Source organism: Pseudomonas sp. D1HM, from assembly GCF_019266105.1.
Lineage (GTDB): Bacteria > Pseudomonadota > Gammaproteobacteria > Pseudomonadales > Pseudomonadaceae > Aquipseudomonas > Aquipseudomonas taetrolens.
In genome coordinates, this window is sequence record NZ_LRMN01000001.1 from 12,928 (window position 1) to 32,765 (window position 19,838).

Genomic DNA, 19,838 nt, shown 5'->3' on the forward strand with positions numbered 1-19,838 from the left:
TGGAAGTGGCGGATCAGTGGGCGTGTTCAGCCGAGGCTTTACCCAGTTCTGATTTCAGAATGAAGCTGCCGGCAGCAGCGACTTGAGCTCCGGGCTCCAGGCCCTCTGTGATCTCAGCCAGACCTGCTGCACGACTACCTATTACTACTGCTTGCGCCTTAAACCCGTCATCAGTTCGCACGAAAACTGTTGGCCTATCCTCGACCGTCTGGATTGCTGCTTCTGGTACTGCGACTTTCGCCAGCCGGGTATCGGTATCAACCAGTACGGTTACGAACAGCCCGGGACGCCAAGCTCCTTGCGGATTCGCTATGGACACACGGACAGTGGCGGTACGAGTCTGCTCACCCAGTAAACTCCCAACGTAGGCCACGGCACCCGTAACTTCCGCATTCAACTCAGCGGCACTAACCGTGACAGACTTGCCCACCAGGACTTTGCTCAAATCCTTAGGGGAAACGCCAAAAGTCACCCAAACATGCGACAAGTCCGAGAGTGTGAACGCATTGCTGGTTTCACTGACAACCTCACCAAGGCCCAAGTGCTTTTCGACCACAACGCCATCGAACGGTGCACGCAGCTCATACCGGTTGCCACCACTGGTCACCGAGCTGCCACTAAGTACGCTGATTTTTTGTCGGGCATTACTGACAGCGATTTCGGCCTCTTGCAGAGCCTGACGGGCTTGAAGGAAATCCTGTTCGGCAGAGATTTTGTCCTGCCATAACTGGCGTTCACGCTCGTAGGTAGTGCGCGCCAACTCTAGACGACGTTGCGCTGCGGCTTGCTCACTGCGCTGATCAGAAATTTGTTGACTGGCAATCACGGCTAGTAGCTGACCTTTTTTCACTGTTTGGCCAAGATTGACATGTACCGACTCGACGACACCAGGAACCCGGGGTACCACATGCGCAGTACGGTCTTCATCGAAACGGACTTCTCCAGGAAACGGCAATGAGAGGCTGATGCTCTGTTCCTTAGCTTCGATTAACTGAATGCCGGCAGATCTGATCTGATCGTCGCTCAGAGTCAGGTGACCTTCTTCTGCTTCCCCTTCTGCATGCCCGCCATCAACTGACTCCTTGGCCGCACCCTCGTTGCTGTGATCAGCATCGTGGCCCTGTTCTTCTTGCGTCTGTACGCCGGTGGACGCTGTTGACGTGCTACCCATCCAGAGCGAACCAACACATATGCCCACCGTGAGGGTCAGTGCGGTGACAAGGATTTGTTTTTTATCCATGGGACTCCCTACGCAGCTCAGTGGGCAGTCACGGATTACCGTGGCACTGCGATGCTGAGTAGCGGTTAAAAAAGTGTTATATGAAATTCAAGGGGTATGAGTGAGCTTGTCGACATCACCGAAAATTCGCTCGATACGCACCCAGGCGTCTGTCGCCTCAGCAATGGCCTGGATGTACTGACCGCGTGCGCTGATTAAGGTGCGCTGGGCATCTAGCACATCTAGGAAGTTGAATTTCCCCATTTCGAAACCACGGGTAGCGGTATCTACAGCACTTTGCGCGGCAGGTAGGATGGTTTGATTGAACGACGTGATTTCAGTGTTCGCTGTATTCCACTGAGCTAGAGTGGTCTGAATTTCTGTGCGCAGGCGTAACTCGCTGGCATTGCGAAGGTCGCGGGCCTGATCAGTTCGGCGGGCGGCTGCCAACACATTGCCCTGGTTACGATTGAATAATGGGATGGGCATCGACAGCCCTACGACATTCACGCGCTCACGCTCCCGTTCATCGTATTGGCTACCTAAACTTACGGTTAGGTCAGGAATGCGCTGGGCTTTCTCCAAGCCAAGTGAGGCTTCACGCTGGTCAATTTGCAGCTTTGCCAACCGTAACTCCGCAGTCTGACCTATGCGATTAAGGAGCAGCGAAGGTTCCGGTACAGTTGGCATTGGCTGACTTGAATCACTTACAGACGCAAACGCCGGCAAAGGCACACCCATGACTCGAGCGAGTTGTTGATAGGCATTTGCCTCATCTCGCTCTGCCCGTTTCAGCTCTAGGCGTACCTCCGACAACTGGACTTCTGCTCGCGTACCTTCAACAGGCGATGACTTGCCACTACTGATGCGACCTTGAGCTACATGCAAGCCACGCTGTGCGAGCTCAAGTGATTGACGTGATAACAGCAACCTTTGCTGAGCCGTAGATGTGTTGTAAAACGCCTGAATGACATCGGCACGTAGAGCATTACGCTTGCGCTCCAATTCAATCTCGGCTGCATCTTGCGCTCGACTTGCCACTTCGATCCTAGCGCCTCGCTTACCGCCAAGCTCGATCGGCTGATTGATCATCACCGTCGTAGTGCGCGAATTTCGCCGGGTATCCTCAGCCTCCCAAGACAACTCAGGATTGGGAATCAAGCTCGCCTGCTGCCGATCTCCCTGAGTGATACCAATTTCCCACTGTGCTGCCGCTAGGTCAGGATTGTTGGCAAACGCCATTTGAAGAACTTGATCCATTGTCAGCGCCTGTGAAGCCGAACCAGCGGAAAAAGCCGTGCCTGATAGTGCAAGCGTGCAACTTAGGCCTATTACCAACATGGATTTTATGATACGCAAGGGGGTAATGAACTTTCTAAGCCAACGCAATTTTATATTTCCTTTAAAGCGAATTTTCTCAACGTAGTAACTGTAGAGTTCTTCACTTATCAACAAGGTGACTGAAGAATTACAAATATGTTATCCAGCTCTACTACTGTAGATTTTGCTCTAATATAGGAGGTGTTAAAAAAGAAAAAACTTAAGGCAGCAATATGATGAAACAAAAATTCAGCAATTATCTGCCGAAGCGCACTTGTCGAATTGGGGTATTCATATGAGCACACGATGTGCTACATAGCCCCTGGATTATTTCCCGCGACAGATTGTCGCAACCCTAGCTTTGGCGCCTCAAAACCGCAGCTTTGGCTTGACCCTGAAGCAGCTACAGGCTTTAGAATGAGGGCTGTCATCTCGTAAGTTATTCAAACCATATGAGGATTGAAAATCCTATTAAAAGATAGCACCAATCAGAAAACCACACTAATACGGTTATTATTTTTCTGAGCCCCCTTTAACTCTAGTCATTAAGAAGGTGAAATGTCATGCGAATCCTTGTAGTTGAGGACGAGCTCAAAACTGCCGAATACTTACATCAGGGACTGACTGAAAGTGGCTACATTGTTGATCGTGCGATAACTGGCGCGGATGGACTACATCTGGCGCGCCAACATGTTTATGATTTGGTGATACTTGACGTTAATCTTCCCGAACTTGATGGCTGGGGTGTTCTTGAACGTCTACGACAAAGCAGTAATGCCCGGGTCATGATGTTGACGGCCCGAGGGCGCCTAGCGGACAAGATACGCGGACTAGATTTGGGTGCCGATGATTATCTGGTTAAACCGTTTGAATTTCCTGAGTTACTTGCACGGGTACGAACCCTGATGCGTCGCAGTGAGCACATACCTGTCCCGCAGGTACTAAAAGTAGCCGACCTGGAACTAGACCAAGGACGTCATCGTGCTTTTCGCGGTGAGCAGCGCATAGATCTGACAACCAAGGAGTTTGCGCTGCTGCACTTGCTGATGCGCCAAACTGGAGAAGTGCTTTCTCGCACCCAAATCATTTCACTGGTCTGGGATATGAATTTTGATTGCGACACTAACGTTGTCGAGGTTTCAATCCGTAGGCTGAGGGCCAAAATAGATGACCCCTTCGATAACAAGTTGATCCACACCCTTCGCGGTGTTGGTTACGTATTAGAGGCGCGTGTATGAAGCCGGTCAGCCTGTCAATGCGACTAGGCTTGACAGTAAGTATTTTAGGGGCGTTGTTGGTAGTGTTTTTGGCTGTCTTGGCCTTTTTTGCGCTGACGCATGAGCTGGATAAGTTGGCAAAAAACAGCCTGATCAATAAGATGGAGCAGGTTGAACATAGCCTCTCGCTATACGATGACACGGCCGACGTAAATTCAAAACCGCATTCGTTACTGGATCAAGTCATGGGACATGACAATCTGAATCTGACCATCTATGACCTGAAAAACCTCAGGGCGCCCTTACTGAAATTTGGGCCTGGATTGTCGGATCCGCGGACTGAGTTGAAAGCTGCGACTGCTGCCGTTGACAAGGTTTCCTATTCCACCAATTCAGATGGTGAAGGTCGACACTTCCTTACCGCATCCAAGCTCATCCCATTAAAGAATGGTGTAAGTGTTCCCGTATTGCTGTCGATGGATTGTGCGAACGATGAAGCGCTGCTCAGCGCGTACCTTAGGTCGACGGTTATTGCACTACCGCTTTTACTGATACTCATCGGAGCAAGTGCTTGGGCCGTAGTACAACAAGGACTTTCTCCACTGAGAGAGTTCCGGAAGGTCGCCGCCATGATCTCGGCTCAAGATCTCAACCATCGACTTTCTGTTGTTAAAATGCCTCAGGAGCTTAGTGAGTTGGCTCATGGCATCAACTTCATGCTGCACCGGCTCGACAGCGGTATTCAGCAGCTGTCGCAATTTTCAGATGACTTAGCCCATGAATTACGATCCCCGATCACCAATTTGATGGGCAAGGCCCAGGTTACCCTTTCTCGGGAGCGTCCGGCAGAAGAATACAAAGCTGTGCTGGAGTCATGCACCGAGGAGTTGGGCCGTGTCACGCGAATTGTCTCGGATATGCTCTTCTTAGCTCAGGTCAGCCATCCCGCGGCACTTGTCCCGTTCGAAATAATCACCTTAGAAGATGAAGCATTTAAGGTGGTCGATCTGTTTTCACTGTCTGCGGAAGAGAAACGTATCACCCTGAATGTTACCGGAAATGGCAAGACCATTGGCGACAGGTTAATGATACAGCGAGCAATATCCAATCTATTGTCCAACGCAATACGCCATTGCCCTGCGGGACAATCTATTTCAATTGTTATTGAAAACTATGCCAAACAGGTATCGCTACTTGTAGGCAACCCTGGAGCAGGAATCGAACCTCAGCATCTGCTGCACTTGTTTGACCGCTTTTATCGAATTGATACAAGTCGCTCGCGTGCTGAGGGTGGCACTGGTCTTGGTTTAGCTATTGTTCGATCGATCATGAGCCTCCACCAGGGAACTGCGGATGTTCAAAGCATGCCTGGCAGCATGACCGTTTTCAGGCTGAGCTTCCCAAACCTCGACGGACAGACCACTTGGCAACAGGCTAGAAAGGTTTAAGGGTAAATTCCCGCAACAAACCTGTGCAACCCTCCCTGCACCACTGGATATGCGCCTGTGGTCAGGTTTTTTAATGTCCGCTGAGTTCTGAGTACATCGCAGCAGCCCCTACTCCGACATGAGATGTTTGCAAGATCCCGCTCTAGTGCTGCATGCCTTCGTTTTCTTCAAGCGTTGCATGAAACTGTAAGTTTTCCAATTGAAGAGTCGTATGGCTGATATGGAATACCTCGCTCATCAGCCGAGTCACCTCAGCCAATATATCTTGCTCAGTTCGGGAGCTACGCAGGATTACAAGGTGAGCACTCATGACATTCTTGCCGCTGGTCAGGGCCCAGATATGCAGGTCATGGATATCCTCAACGCCTTCAACCGCCCTGATGCACGCTTCCACTTCAGCGATATCGATGCCATCCGGAACCCCTTGCAACAGGATGTTCATGCTTTCTTTGAGCAAAACCCAGGTTCTGGGAAGCACCCACAGGCCGATAGCTGCGGCAACGATCGAGTCAACCCAAGTGAATCCGGTAAAACGAATGATCAATGCCGCCCCTATTACGCCCATGGAGCCCAACATGTCGCTCCATACTTCTAGGTACGCGCCTTTTACGTTAAGACTTTCGGCACTGGCAGACATTAGCAACCGCATTGAAACAAGGTTCACAACTAGTCCGATCACTGCGACGATCAGCATCCCTGTCGATTGGATTTCTGTCGGGGCTTTAAACCGCTGATAAGCTTCATACAAGATGTACACCGCCACCATAAACAACAAAATCGCGTTAAAAGCAGCTGCGAGGATCTCAAATCGTGCATAGCCGAATGTCCGTTTTTTATCCGCAGCGCGTTTGGCAATTTGAATAGCTATCAATGAAATAGCCAAGGCAGTGGAATCAGTTAGCATGTGAGCCGCATCGGATAACAACGCCAAGCTGCCTGTCACGAAAGCCCCAATGACCTCCGCGATCATGAAGCTTGTCGTTAACGCCAGAGCGATCCACAATTTTTTCTCGTGTCCTGCACGAGCTTGACCGTGACTATGACCAGCGCTCATATGACTCTCCATGCGGGTGAAAGGATGCGGCAACTACTCAAAAGATCGTCAACGGGTCAATCTTCCTCAAGAAGAGATTTCGGTTTTGGAGAGAGGCAACTGAAAAGCACTTATTTGGACGCGACCTGTGCTCCCCCAAGGCACCCACACTCTAGAAAATAGCAGTACTGCGAATACGCGTATTATTTGTACCCAAACTTCCCGGAATCAGATGTTAGTAGACCGATAGGTCTTTGTCGCGCCAATTTTTCATCTCGGCTTCTGCTTGATTTCTCAGTTGGCTAGCCATTTCATCCATGATTGAGTTCAGATCAACACTATGAATTCAAATATAGGCGGATCGATAGCTCGTCGTCCGCGTCTATTTTCTAAACGTAATGTTGGCTTAATTCCTTGTCGGCTTCATTACCTATATGTCGGAGCTTGGCGACAGGGTGTTAATGACATGAGTCGATTTGTAACGACCATTTGAAGCGACTACACTCCAGCGAATGAAACGCTACGTGCAGTTTTGCATCATCTTCGTGATTAGCTTGGCGCTTCCCCTCAGCGGGATGGCGGGAGTTCAGGCATCGATAGAACCGTGCCCCATGAAGACGATGGGCATGACGATAATGGACGACATGGGCATGGACTGCTGCAACGATATGAAAACCCTGTCCGAGCACGGAAAGCCATGTAAACCGGGACAGGAATGCAAGGCAGGCGGCATATTGCAAGTCTCGACTTTCAAGCCTTCAGTAGCCGTGTTTAGCCCCGTAGTACTTTCCTTCTTTAGTGATTCCTTGCCTGCACAAACCCCGTCCAGGGTGTGGCGACCGCCCCGCGTTTGATTCCTGTCCCATATTGAGCCTCATTCCGCATTGGCGGGATGCAAGAGCTGAGCGCATGTCTTTTGATGCGTGCAGTGGATGATCACAGGAATCCTAAACATGAACTCAAAGTGCTATTGCATAGGCTGGTCCCTCGTGGCCGGTCTGGCGGTAAGCGTTCTGGCATTGCCGAGCTTGGCGGGTGGATTGACGCTTGATGAAGCGTTGCGGCTGGCCGAAAACAATGCACCGTCGCTGACCGCACAAGACGCCAAAATTCAGGCTGCCAGCAGCGCAGCCATTCCAGCGGGGGAGTTGCCTGACCCCAAACTGCTGCTGGGTGTGCAGAACTATCCTGTTGGCGGCCCGGATCGCTGGAGCATCGACCAAGACTTCATGACAATGCAAATGGTTGGAGTCAGGCAAGAAATGCCCAACAGCGACAAGCGCAAGGCGCGCATTGAGGTCGCCGATGCGGCCGTTGAACGCGCCGCGGCGCAGCGGCGGGTCGAACGTCTGAACGTACGCCAATCCACGGCGTTGGCCTGGATCAGTAGCTACTCGGTTGAGCGCAAAGATGCACTGTTCCAGGACTTCTACAAAGAGAACCGCCTGCTGAGCAATACCGTCCTGGCTCAGATTGCCGGTGGCCGGGCTCAACCCGCCGATGCGGTAACACCCAAGCAAGAAGCGGCTCGACTAGCGGAGCAACAGGACGATCTGATTCAGCAGCGAAGGCAGGCCCGAGCTGCCCTCAAGCGTTGGATTGGCCCCGCTGCCAACGACGAGCTTGTGGGCCGCTTGCCTGAATGGTCCGTCGATACCTCCGGTTACTCCCATAACCTGCAGCACCATCCCGAGCTGGCAGCGTTTGCCCCGATGACCCGAGAAGCGCAAGCCAAGGTTCGTGAAGCCGTGTCGGAGAAACAGTCAGACTGGAGCTGGGAGCTGGATTACCAGCACCGTGGCCGAGCGTTTGGGGATATGGTCAGTGTGCAGCTTTCCTGGGATCTGCCGCTGTTTCCTGGCTCTCGCCAAAATCCCAAAATCGCAGCCAAGCAGGCTGAACTCAGCCAGCTTGAGGCCGAGCGTGAAGCCCTGTCACGCGAGCACACTCAGGAACTGGAAAACCAACTGGCTGACTATGAGCGTCTGAATCGTGCGGTGCACCGAAACCAGGACAGTCTGTTGCCTCTGGCCAAGGAAAAGGTCGAACTCAGCATGGCCAGTTATCGTGCCGGAAAAGGCGATTTAAATGCCGTTGTTGCGGCCCGGCGTGAGCTCATCGAAGCGCGTCTCAAACAGATTGAGGTGGAAGAGCAGCGGGCGCTGACCAGTGCGCGCCTGTACTTTGCCTATGGGGAGCCCAGCCAGTGATCCTTAAAAAGTGGAATGGGGCATTGTTGGTAGGCATCTCGCTGACATTGGGTGTTGCCGGTGGTTACTGGTTCGCTCAGCAGCGGATGAACGGAGTATCCAGTACTGCCCAGGAGAGGGGTGTCAGCCCGTCGGGTGAACGCAAGGCTCTGTATTGGTACGACCCCATGTACCCGCAGCAAAAGTTTGATAACCCCGGAAAGTCCCCCTTTATGGACATGCAGTTGGTGCCTCAATACGCCAGCAGCGAAGGGGATCGTGCGGTCGTCAGTATCGATCCAAGCCTGACCCAGAACCTCGGTTTGCGTTTTGCGACGGTCACCCGGGGAGTCTTTGATTCCAGCCTAGATGTGGCAGGTGTCTTGGCGTTCAACGAGCGTGATGTCGCGGTGATTCAGGCCCGTACCGCCGGCTTTGTGGAGCGGGTCTATGCCCTTGCTCCAGGGGATGTGCTCAAAGCCAATGCCGCCCTGGCGGATATTCTGGTGCCGGAATGGGCCGCGGCTCAGACAGAGTTTCTGGCCCTGAGGCGTAACGGGGATGCCGATCTGTTGGTTGCGGCCCGTCAGCGCCTGCGACTCACAGGGATGCCCGCAGCACTGATTACTCAGGTTGAACGTAGCGGTAAGGTTCAACCGTATCTGACCCTGACCAGTCCCATCGCCGGTGTGCTGCAAGAGCTGAACGTACGCGCGGGCATGACCGTGGCGACGGGCGAGACTCTGGCACGGGTCAATGGCTTGAGCAGTATATGGCTAGCCGTGGCTGTTCCAGAATCCGATGCCGGGGCCATCACTGTGGGGCAGGCGGTCGAAGCGCGTCTGCCAGCCTTCCCGGGGACAACGTTCAGAGGCAAGGTCAGCGCGATTTTGCCCGAGACCAATCCGGACAGCCGCACTCTTCGGGTGCGGGTGGAACTACCCAACCCGGACGAGCACCTCAGGCCCGGTTTGACGGCGCAGGTGCGCCTGAGTCATTCGACCGGGGAAAGTGTGTTGTGGGTGCCGAGTGAAGCAGTCATTCGCACTGGCCGACGCGCCCTGGTGATGCTCGCTGAAGACGCCGGTCGCTATCGCCCGGTGGAGGTGCAACTCGGGCAGGAAAGCGATGGCAAGACGGCGATTGTGAAAGGTCTGACAGAAGGACAGAAAGTGGTTACGTCTGGCCAGTTCCTGCTCGACTCGGAAGCCAGTCTTAAAGGCATTGTTGCCAGCGCTGAGGAAGATTCACCACTCGGCGCAACAGCCTCCAGTTTTCATGAGGCCGATGGGCAGATTGTTGAGATCAACGACAAAGACGTGACGCTCGCCCATGGTCCTTTCAAGACGCTGGGCATGCCCGGCATGACGATGACTTTTCCTCTCGCCAGTCCGGCGCTGATGCAGGGCCTCAAGGCGGGGGACAAGGTTCGGATCGCGGTGAGCCAAACTGACGATGGTTTGCGTGTCGAGCGCCTGGACAAATCGGGGAGCCAGCCATGATTGCTGCACTGATTCGTTGGTCGGTGGCCAACCGGTTTCTGGTGCTACTGGCTACGCTGTTCGTCACTGCTTGGGGCATCTGGTCGGTACAGAGCACACCGATCGATGCGTTGCCGGATCTCTCAGATGTGCAAGTGATCATCCGCACCCCTTATCCGGGACAAGCGCCGCAGATTGTCGAGAACCAGGTGACCTATCCGCTGGCCACCACCATGCTCTCAGTGCCGGGAGCCAAGACGGTACGTGGTTATTCCTTCTTCGGTGACAGCTTCGTTTACGTGCTGTTCGAAGACGGCACGGACTTGTACTGGGCCCGCTCGCGAGTGCTGGAGTACCTGAGTCAGATACAAAACCGATTGCCGGCCAGTGCAAAACCTGCGTTGGGGCCGGATGCAACGGGAGTGGGCTGGATCTATCAGTACGCACTGGTGGATCGCACGGGTGGGCACGACTTGGCACAGCTGCGCGCACTTCAGGACTGGTTCCTCAAGTTCGAACTCAAGACCCTGCCCAATGTTGCTGAAGTGGCTACGGTGGGAGGCATGGTCAAGCAGTACCAGGTGCAGCTTGACCCGCTCAAGTTGGCCAGTCTGGGCATCACACAGGCGGAGGTGACCGAGGCTATCGGCAAGGCCAACCAGGAGACGGGCGGCGCCGTGATGGAGATGGCCGAGACTGAGTACATGGTGCGAGCTTCCGGCTACCTGAAGACGCTCAATGACTTTCGGGCCATCCCGCTAAAACTGGGGGCGGCCGGAGTGCCGGTCACCCTTGGCGATGTCGCCACCATCCAATTGGGCCCGGAAATGCGACGTGGCATCACCGAACTCGACGGCGAAGGCGAGACCGTTGGTGGTGTGGTGATTTTGCGCAACGGCAAGAACGCCCGCGAGACCATTGCGGCGGTCAAGACCAAACTCGACGAACTGAAATCCAGTTTGCCGGCCGGCGTTGAAATCGTCACCACCTACGACCGCAGCAAGCTGATCGATCGCGCGGTGGAAAATCTCAGCCACAAGCTCATCGAAGAGTTCATCGTCGTCGCGCTGGTCTGCGGGATCTTCCTCTGGCACTTGCGCTCATCCCTAGTGGCGATCATTTCGCTGCCGGTGGGCGTGTTGATTGCCTTCATCGTCATGCGCTACCAAGGCATCAACGCCAACATCATGTCCTTGGGCGGGATTGCCATCGCCATCGGCGCTATGGTCGATGCCGCCGTGGTGATGATCGAGAACGCCCACAAGAAGATAGAGGCTTGGCACGCTGCCAACCCTGGGGAGGAACTGAACGGCGAGCGTCATTGGCACGTGATGACCGAAGCGGCTGCGGAGGTAGGCCCGGCACTGTTCTTCTGCTTGTTGATCATCACCCTGTCGTTCATTCCGGTATTTACCCTTGAGGCCCAGGAAGGGCGGCTGTTCGGCCCGTTGGCTTTCACCAAGACCTACGCCATGGCGGCAGCGGCGGGACTGTCAGTGACGTTGGTGCCAGTGCTGATGGGTTACTGGATTCGAGGTCGAATTCCCAATGAACAACAGAACCCGTTGAACCGGTGGTTGATTCGACTCTATCAGCCAGCCCTGGATGCAGTACTGCGTCGTCCCAAGGTCACGCTACTGGTGGCGCTCTTGGTATTTTGCAGTGCGCTATGGCCAATGTCTCGCCTGGGGGGCGAGTTTCTGCCACCGCTGGACGAAGGCGATCTGCTCTACATGCCTTCTGCACTTCCGGGGTTATCGGCACACAAAGCCGCGCAGCTGCTGCAGCAAACCGACCGTCTGATCAAAACCGTGCCTGAAGTCGAACACGTTTTCGGTAAAGCAGGGCGTGCCGAAACCGCAACCGATCCGGCTCCCCTGGAGATGTTTGAAACCACCATTCAATTCAAACCACGCGAGCAATGGCGTCAAGGTATGACACCGGAAAAACTGGTGGAAGAATTGGATCGAGTGGTGCGAGTTCCGGGGCTGACCAATATCTGGATACCGCCAATTCGCAACCGTATCGACATGCTGGCTACGGGGATCAAGAGCCCCATCGGGGTGAAGGTTGCCGGCACCAATCTGATGGAAATTGATACGGTCACTCAGGCGGTCGAGCGCGTGGCCAAGGGGGTGCCTGGTGTCAGCTCGGCTCTGGCGGAGCGACTGACCGGTGGCCGATATATCGATGTGGATATCGATCGCAAGGCCGCCGCCCGCTACGGCCTGAATATCGCCGATGTGCAATCCATCGTGGCCGGTGCTATCGGTGGAGAGAACGTTGGGGAGGCCATTGAGGGGTTGGCACGGTTTCCAATCAACGTGCGTTACCCACGGGAGTGGCGTGACTCGCTCGGTGCTTTGGAGCAATTACCTATCTACACCCCGTTAGGCAGCCAGATCACCCTGGGTACTGTGGCGAAGATTAAGGTCAGCGACGGCCCGCCGATGCTCAAGAGCGAAAATGCTCGGCCTTCGGGCTGGGTTTATATCGACGTGCGGGGCCGGGACATTGCCTCAGTCGTCGCCGATCTGCGCCGGGTCGTCAGTGAACAGGTCAAGTTGCAGCCAGGTATGAGCCTGAGCTACTCGGGGCAGTTCGAATTTCTCGAAAGGGCCAACGCCCGACTAAAACTAGTTGTGCCTGCCACGTTGTTGATCATTTTCGTGCTGCTCTACATGACTTTCGCCCGCTTCGATGAGGCCTTTTTGGTCATGGCCACTCTGCCATTCGCCCTCACGGGCGGGGCATGGTTCCTCTATCTATTGGGGTACAACCTGTCGGTCGCAACCGGGGTCGGCTTTATCGCGCTGGCCGGAATTTCGGCCGAATTCGGTGTGATCATGCTGCTCTACCTCAAGAACGCTTGGGTCGAACGTGTAGACCTCGGCGACAACACGGAAGTTGGGCTGGTGGCGGCGATCCGTGAAGGAGCTGTACAGCGCGTTCGCCCCAAGGCCATGACCGTGTCCGTCATCATTGCCGGCCTGTTGCCCATTCTGTTGGGCAGCGGAACCGGTAGTGAAGTGATGAGTCGCATCGCCGCGCCAATGGTCGGCGGGATGGTCACTGCTCCCTTGCTTTCCCTGTTTGTCATACCGGCAGCCTACAGCTTAATGCGCCGTCGGAACCTCTCGGGTTGTACCCACTAAGCCTTAAGGAAAAAACCTTATGAAACTGCCCCTGATAATGCCCCCATTTTTGATACTCGCCTGAAATAGAGATCAAGCTACTAGGGCCAACTTCTGTTAGGGGGGGAATGCCTCCGAGGGCCATGTTCGATCGCTCGTGATTGTATGTCCAAATCCAAACTGGCGATCTGTACTCCAGCACTCGACCGGGGCTCGAAAGAAGAGTTCTAAAACTCGTGAGTCTTGCATCACATTTGCCTCGTTAACATCTGAGGTTGAGCCATGAGATCAAGCTATTGCGGAACAGCGCAATCCCTGCGCCTGTTGGTGGGCGCCTGTGAGCGGTTTCTGTGGGAATACGATGCTCCCTCACGCTACCATCGTTCACAAACAGACAAGACTGTTCATGAGCGTTGGCGCTCTGGAGAATTATGCACATTTCCAAAATGACTTTGGTGAACTACCGAAACTTCAGCAACACAACGCTAAAGTTTCAGCGGGGCGTCAACACCATCATCGGCGAAAATGGCTCAGGTAAGTCCAATATCCTGCGCGCAATCCGTCTACTATTGGATGACACCATGGTGCGTGCAGCCTATCGACTGGAGGAGTCCGACTTCTGCCGATCGCTCGGTGAATGGCGAGGTCACTGGATCATTATCAGTGTTGAGTTTGAACAGATCAGCGCCGACGAAGCCGTTCAGGCGCTATTTCTTCACGGCACCGCTGCGCTAGAAGAAGGACCGCTAGCGAAGGCAACCTATAACCTCATCTTCCGTCCGAAAAAGGAGATCCGGCTCAAGCTGGCTGCTCTAGATATTTTTGATGATGAGGTGCTCGCGGAAATACGCAGTACCATCACGATCGATGACTACGAAACTGTGTTCACGGGAAGAAGCAGCGCCGACTTCAGCGACCCTTCCGTCTACCAGTCGATTGTGGGTAATTTCGAAACGTGTACTTTCAGTGCTGAAACTGAATTCCCTCAGATCGGGGCTAAAGTACCTGGATTCCTCTCGGTTACGAAAGAAGTGTCACTGACCTTCATACAAGCCCTCCGGGACGTCGTTGCCGAGTTTCACAACAACCGAACGAACCCGTTGTTTGCGCTACTCAAGAGTAAGAGTGGGGAGATAGATCCAGTGTCGATGCTTCCTATAACCCAAATGGTCAGAGACCTGAATGCCTCTATCGAAGGACTCGAAGATGTGCAGTCGGTTCGTAACCACATTCGCGAAACGATCAAAGATGCGGCCGGAGAAACCTACTCGCCTGCTTCGCTTTCGATTAAATCTGACCTACCAGATGAGGCAGAAAAATTATTTCAGTCCCTGCGCCTTTTTGTAGGCGAGGCCGATGATGGGTATGAGGGTGGTATTCACGAGCTGAGCTTGGGCGGAGCAAACCTCATCTACCTGACGCTGAAGCTTCTTGAGTTCAAGTATCAGCGTGAGAAGCTTGCCATTGCCAACTTTCTACTGATCGAGGAGCCCGAAGCGCACATTCACACCCATATCCAGAAGACTCTGTTCGACCGTATTTCCTACAGCGATGCCCAGATTATCTACACAACGCATTCGACCCACATCTCCGAAGTGAGCAATGTCACTAACGTCAACATTCTGGGGCGGCAAGGCTCATATTGCGAGGCTTACCAACCCGCTACGGGGCTTGAGCCATCAGAGGTGAGAAGCATCCAGAGATATCTGGATGCTGTCCGCAGTAATTTGCTCTTCGCTAAAAGCGTACTACTCGTTGAAGGCGATGCGGAGGAGATACTGATCCCGATATTGGTGAAAAAGGTGCTTGGGCTGAGCGTTGATGAGTTGGGTATTAGTGTCATCAACATACGCAGCACGGGGTTCAAAAACGTCGCAGTCCTTTTTCACGACCTCCGAATCCGCAAGCGCTGTGCGATAGTTACTGACCTTGATACCACCTTCTTTGATGTGACGCCGCAGCCCACTGATCATGAGTTTCTGGCAAGCAAGAAACGCAAGGCGATAGGTTCCCAAAAAGCTGGCGTCGAACGCAAGGTTGGTCTCGATGCCTTTGTCGCTGGAAACCCTTGGATCTCGGCCTTCTATGCACCACACACCTTTGAAGTTGACCTCGTATCAGCGGGCAACGAAGAGGCGTTCGCTCGAGCAGCGAGCAAGGTCTATATAGCGCCGCACACTATCAAAGAGGCGGTGGAAGCCCTTCGATCGGGTCAACCTCACCTAGTAGGTTTTCGTGCGCTGTTGATGGCTGAGTATGAGGGGAAAGGCTGGTTTGCAATCATGCTCGCCGAAGAGCTGGACCATCAGGTAGCGATCCCTCCCTACATCTTGCAGGCCCTTCAATTCGCGCATGGGCACATGTCCCCTCTGCTGCTCGCCAGAATCCTACAGTATCGAGTTGCCCGCCAAATCCATGCCGATCCTTCAGCACAGCCACGACTAACACTCCTGAGGGGTGAGGTTGAGCGTTTCCAACGCGGCGAAATCGATCTGGTTTTCCTAAAAGCTGCTGTCGCCCTCGCGCTACCAGGCGATGCCATTAATTCGTTCATGGTTGGCATTGCCTGATGTTCGCCTGGGATTCCCGTGAATTGAACGCCGAGCAGTCTGCCGCAATCGAGGAGCCTTCGAGCGTATTCCTCATCGCATGCCCTGGGAGCGGAAAAACGCGGACGTTGACCTATAAGATCGCTTATGAGCTTTCGCGGGCCACGGACAAGCGGATTGTCGTGGCGATTACTTATACGCACCGCGCAGCAGATGAAATTCAGGAGCGCATTGAAGGTCTCGGTGTTGACACGTCAAAGCTGTGGATCGGGACCATTCACTCATTTTGCCTCGAGTGGATCATTAAGCCATATGGCATCTACCTTCCAGAGCTTTCCCGCGGCTATCGAGTCCTAGACAGACACGACCGCGAACTCATGCTCGATAGGCTATGCGCGCCCTACCCAAAGATCACGCACTGGGATTGCGATTATTACTTCAGCAAAACGGGCTATCACCTAGGATGCAAAGATGCTTGGAAGCATGAAACGCTACATAAAATTCTTGGTGAGTATTTTCGCGAGCTCGGCGAAGCGCGTCAGATCGATTTCGAGCTGATCCTTTGGTATGCGCAGGTCCTGATGAGTGATCAAAAGCATATTGCATCAATTCTCGCTTCGGTCTTCTCATATGTTCTGGTAGACGAGTATCAGGACACGAAACAAATTCAATATGGCCTTCTTACCGCTATTTTGCGTGCCGGAGCGGGGCGAACGAAGACCTTCATCGTAGGCGATCCAAACCAAGCTATCTACGGCTCGCTTGGTGGCTACGCAGTTCCGGTGGCTGATTTTCGTGCCGAAGCTGGAATCCCGATAAGAGAAATGGCGCTTACCCGGAATTACCGTTCGAGTAATAGGATCATTTCCCACTTCTCGAATTTCAGCGTTTATCCGACATCAATCGAGAGCGCGGGATCGGATGCGTCGTTTCCAAGCAAGGTTTCGTACAACCAGCACGTAACACTCACCAATTTGCATGACGAGCTAGTACGACTGATCCAAGCAAGCCTTGCTGCCGGGCATCCTCCTGAGGAGATCTGCGTGCTCGCCCCATGGTGGATTTTATTGGCATCGACGACGCGGCATCTAGTAAGGATGCTTCCGGATCAGCAGTTTGACGGCCCTGGTCTAGTCCCCTTTAGTAACGATATAGACAACTTCTGGTTCAAGGTTTCGAAAATCATCCTGACTGAGTCATCGCCGAAGATGCTTGTTCGTCGCATGCGATGGGCCAGAGATGTGATCAGCGACCTGGGTGATTTGGGCGTTGATACATCGCGCCTGACACAGCGGCTCCTATTGAGGGAATGCAACTCAATTTCAATCTCCGAAATGGATGGGATTGCCTACCTTGACCAAGCCTTCACCGCGCTGCTTGAACGACTCGGGGTAGCCCTTCATAGCTTCCCCGCATTAATGGAGCACCGCGATGCGTTCTTTCGCAGCTCACTATCTCGGATCGACAGGCTCCAAAAGGACGGGGCCCCGTACATCAACGATATCTCTTTCTTCAGGAAGGTATTTCGCGAGCGGACTGGTATCACCGTTTCGACGATCCACGGGGTAAAAGGTGCCGAGTACGATGTGGTCATCGCGTTCGGCCTTCTTCAGGGGATGGTGCCTCATTTCACCGAGGCAGCAAGCCTGGATGCCGCGAACAAGCTCCTCTACGTCGTAGGTTCCCGTGCCCGCAAGAATCTACATTTGATTTCTGAGAGCGGACGCCCCCAAGGGCACTATGGGCACTATGCGGCTACAGAGGCACTGTTCACATGTGTCTTTGACTACGACGCAGCCGAGTAGAATCCAGCCTAGGGGGGAGGCCCATCGAAAATACGCCTCGCCCCGGCACATTGCTGTGCCAAAAGACTAGATTGGTAAGGCATGGTGGCCCCTTGCGTTAGCAAACTCGAAGCAGTTGTGTCCGGTAATGCTGAGAGAAGTTGAGCTCGTAGGTTCGGCCAACATCGTAGCTATAGATCTCATCCGGCAACTGTTGGCTTTCGCGCTCAAAGCACTCGCCTTGGAACGGCGTCACAGGGTGACAGTTGTACTGGTCAGCCGAGTTCTCAACTGGGCTAGCGGCGACCTCCTCTGAGACACCCTGAAGATAGTTCAGCACCGCGACGTCGCGGGGAAGATCGTCTGCAACCCGCTCAGAAAACTGCTGCAGCGAAGGCTCGGCCAAGACGTACAGCCAGGCCTCTGTGTCATTACTAGCGGAACGACGCAGAATCCGGCCCAAGACCTGTCTGTAATAAAGCTCAGTCCTGATCCTGCTTAGGTGACAGCACACTTGAAGCCTCGGAATGTCAGTACCCTCACTAATCATTCCAACAGCCACAATCCACGGCCGATTGCTGTGCCTGAAATCGTTGATCACTCGCTGAGCATTTGGGGTTTTATTTGTGACTACATCGCAGCTCTCACCTTCAAGTCGGAGCATCGCTGCGACTTGGTGAGCGTGTTCGATATTTGTTGCCACCACAAGCCCGCCAGCGTCCGGTTTCACGTTACGAATTTCCTTGAGCTTCCGGCACCCTAATAGCAAAAGCTGTCTCAGGACATCTTCGTGGAACAGCAGGCTTTCATAGGTAACTGGCGAGTCTGTAAGCAAGCTAGCGATGTTGGGGAAAACAGTAACCGTATTATCACTCTCAATGGCCTCTGTGAGTCTGACCATTGTATTGTCCAAAATAACTATTCGCGGTGATCGGCATACCTCGTCCGAGATCGCCTCTTCAAGACCGTAACGGTAGTCACAAATAAGGTTGCCTTCTGGAGTCGAGTAGCGCGCCAGGACTATCGCCTTTTGGTCGGACCTCCAAGGCGTGCCAGAAAGCGCTAGCGTGTACGCAGCCCTGTCCTGGACGCGCTGAATTATACGCTGCCCCCAAGCATTGCTTAAGAGTGCATCGTGGCCAGCGCAATGATGAATTTCGTCAAACACAGCGAACACACGATAATCATCGAACAGCTTCCAAAAGGTCTCATCCCGGTATTCCATCCCTTGGTAGGTGCACACAGCGCCGACGGCGCCAATCAGCCCATCGAGTCGTCTCGACAGCACATCAGAAAAAGTACGCCGGAAGCCTTCAACCACTTGGCGTGATGGAGCAAAACACAAAACCAGGTCAATTCTGCCCTGATCCAGCAGCGCTTTTGCAAGTTCAGCCGCCATCCTGGTCTTACCGGCCCCGGGAGTGGCCTGACAGAAAAAATGGGGCGTCTCAAGGTATTGAGCCAACGCCGTGTTTTTGCATTGATCCTGCCATGTGCGAAGTCCCATGCTCATACCGCGGTCACAGCCTTGAGTGTCGTCTCTAGCGCGCGGAGATGACCCAACAGGCGGGAGCAGCGGTCTCGAACCTCGTAATAAGCGTTTTCAAGAAGCCCTTTCAAATGGGGGATTTCCTCAAAGAGCTGCTTGTAACGTTCTGTTTCTCCCATTGAGGAAAGAAGGTCTAGGCGAGTCTCCTTCAGCATTTCCTCTAAGCGGCTATGGGCTACCGCCGGATCAGCGATTGGCAAAATTGGATCTGATGGATCAATTGTATTGTCACTTGCGTGATGCCCCCCCACAACTGGGTCTGAGATGTCTGCACATCGGAAGCGAGATGCAACCAGCATGAGGTCTATGCCAGGAGGCTTGCTTAAGACTTGATAGACTTGGCCACGCTTACGAAGCATAGGCGCCTTGGCCACCCATCCGGCACGCACCAGCCGCCGGATCTGCTCATACACGTAGATCCGAACTGCAGCGAGTTTCGGGCTTCCTTCCATAGTCAGCACGTAGGCATCCCGGAGCTGCCGGATCGTGAAACTTTGATGGTGTTCATGGCAGAGGAGGTCATACAGCTGCCTGTCAAACTCGAATGAATCATGTTTCATGCAGGGAACCAAGCTTTCGCAGACAAAATACGGATTATAGTCCGTGGCTGATTCGTCCGTAAACGCCCGATAGTCCTGCCTCGAGTGAATTGAGGCAGCTATGAGCGATTTGGCGAAGGCGTTAGGGAAAAAAGTGAGGGAAGCAAGGAAGGCAAAAGGCATATCCCAAGATGGGCTTGCACTTGTATGCAAAGTTGATCGCAGCTATATGGGCCGGATTGAGCGGGGCGAGGCAAACATTACGGTAGAGAAGCTCTATCAGATTGCGGAGAGTCTAGGGTGTGATCCCAGATGCTTGTTACCTGACAGCCGATAACATGGGACCGGCACACCTCTTAGATACGCCATCGAGCAA

The 19,838-nt window shown here is 53.7% G+C and carries 14 protein-coding genes and 1 pseudogene; 9 read left to right on the forward strand and 6 right to left on the reverse strand.

Annotated elements, in window-relative coordinates; genetic code table 11:
* Window positions 1–13: 13 nt before the first annotated feature.
* Together AWM69_RS00055 and AWM69_RS00060 are read right to left on the reverse strand one after the other, a co-directional pair.
* Window positions 14–1,240 carry an efflux RND transporter periplasmic adaptor subunit gene (locus AWM69_RS00055; protein WP_010655500.1) on the reverse strand — a complete coding sequence of 409 codons (1,227 nt, stop codon included), beginning with the start codon at window positions 1,238–1,240 and terminating at the stop codon, window positions 14–16.
* 87 nt (window positions 1,241–1,327) lie between these two features.
* On the reverse strand, window positions 1,328–2,560 hold the full coding sequence (locus AWM69_RS00060; RefSeq protein ID WP_131690204.1) for a TolC family protein: 1,233 nt from the start codon (window positions 2,558–2,560) through the stop codon (window positions 1,328–1,330).
* A gap of 542 nt (window positions 2,561–3,102) precedes the next feature.
* On the opposite strand from AWM69_RS00060, the gene AWM69_RS00065 reads away from it, so the two are divergent.
* Window positions 3,103–3,777: a heavy metal response regulator transcription factor gene (locus AWM69_RS00065; RefSeq protein WP_010655498.1), complete on the forward strand. Its 675-nt coding sequence runs from the start codon at window positions 3,103–3,105 to the stop codon at window positions 3,775–3,777.
* Complete coding sequence (locus tag AWM69_RS00070; RefSeq protein WP_010655497.1) at window positions 3,774–5,204, forward strand: heavy metal sensor histidine kinase; 1,431 nt, start codon at window positions 3,774–3,776, stop codon at window positions 5,202–5,204. Before AWM69_RS00065 ends, AWM69_RS00070 begins: the two co-directional genes overlap by 4 nt.
* A gap of 142 nt (window positions 5,205–5,346) precedes the next feature.
* Here the strand turns inward: AWM69_RS00070 and AWM69_RS00075 are convergent, their stop codons facing one another.
* Both AWM69_RS00075 and AWM69_RS00080 read right to left on the reverse strand, forming a co-directional pair.
* A complete protein-coding gene (locus tag AWM69_RS00075) occupies window positions 5,347–6,258 on the reverse strand; it encodes a cation diffusion facilitator family transporter (protein WP_010655496.1) in 912 nt (303 codons plus the stop codon).
* Window positions 6,259–6,324: 66 nt separating this feature from the next.
* Window positions 6,325–6,453 (reverse strand): annotated as a pseudogene (locus AWM69_RS00080) (hypothetical protein); the annotation flags it as partial.
* A 296-nt stretch (window positions 6,454–6,749) separates the two neighbouring features.
* Between AWM69_RS00080 and AWM69_RS22750 the strand changes: the two are divergent.
* From AWM69_RS22750 to AWM69_RS00105, 6 genes are all read left to right on the forward strand, one after another.
* Window positions 6,750–7,091: a hypothetical protein gene (locus AWM69_RS22750; RefSeq protein ID WP_029612175.1), complete on the forward strand. Its 342-nt coding sequence runs from the start codon at window positions 6,750–6,752 to the stop codon at window positions 7,089–7,091.
* A gap of 99 nt (window positions 7,092–7,190) precedes the next feature.
* Window positions 7,191–8,447, forward strand: a complete 1,257-nt coding sequence (locus AWM69_RS00085; protein WP_010655494.1) for a TolC family protein — start codon at window positions 7,191–7,193, stop codon at window positions 8,445–8,447.
* Window positions 8,444–9,928 carry an efflux RND transporter periplasmic adaptor subunit gene (locus AWM69_RS00090; RefSeq protein ID WP_010655493.1) on the forward strand — a complete coding sequence of 495 codons (1,485 nt, stop codon included), beginning with the start codon at window positions 8,444–8,446 and terminating at the stop codon, window positions 9,926–9,928. Before AWM69_RS00085 ends, AWM69_RS00090 begins: the two co-directional genes overlap by 4 nt.
* Window positions 9,925–13,062, forward strand: a complete 3,138-nt coding sequence (locus AWM69_RS00095) for an efflux RND transporter permease subunit (protein ID WP_010655492.1) — start codon at window positions 9,925–9,927, stop codon at window positions 13,060–13,062. The genes AWM69_RS00090 and AWM69_RS00095 overlap by 4 nt, the downstream gene beginning before the upstream one ends.
* Before the next feature lie 410 nt (window positions 13,063–13,472).
* Window positions 13,473–15,611, forward strand: a complete 2,139-nt coding sequence (locus tag AWM69_RS00100; protein ID WP_010655491.1) for an ATP-dependent endonuclease — start codon at window positions 13,473–13,475, stop codon at window positions 15,609–15,611.
* Window positions 15,611–17,395, forward strand: coding sequence for a UvrD-helicase domain-containing protein (locus AWM69_RS00105; RefSeq protein ID WP_010655490.1), 1,785 nt, complete (start codon window positions 15,611–15,613; stop codon window positions 17,393–17,395). Before AWM69_RS00100 ends, AWM69_RS00105 begins: the two co-directional genes overlap by 1 nt.
* A gap of 97 nt (window positions 17,396–17,492) precedes the next feature.
* Here the strand turns inward: AWM69_RS00105 and AWM69_RS00110 are convergent, their stop codons facing one another.
* Complete coding sequence (locus AWM69_RS00110; protein ID WP_010655489.1) at window positions 17,493–18,887, reverse strand: DEAD/DEAH box helicase; 1,395 nt, start codon at window positions 18,885–18,887, stop codon at window positions 17,493–17,495.
* Window positions 18,884–19,483: a hypothetical protein gene (locus tag AWM69_RS00115; RefSeq protein ID WP_029612172.1), complete on the reverse strand. Its 600-nt coding sequence runs from the start codon at window positions 19,481–19,483 to the stop codon at window positions 18,884–18,886. Before AWM69_RS00115 ends, AWM69_RS00110 begins: the two co-directional genes overlap by 4 nt.
* Window positions 19,484–19,583: 100 nt before the next feature.
* Between AWM69_RS00115 and AWM69_RS00120 the strand changes: the two genes are divergently transcribed.
* A complete protein-coding gene (locus tag AWM69_RS00120) occupies window positions 19,584–19,799 on the forward strand; it encodes a helix-turn-helix domain-containing protein (protein WP_010655487.1) in 216 nt (71 codons plus the stop codon).
* The last annotated feature ends 39 nt before the right edge of the window (window positions 19,800–19,838 follow it).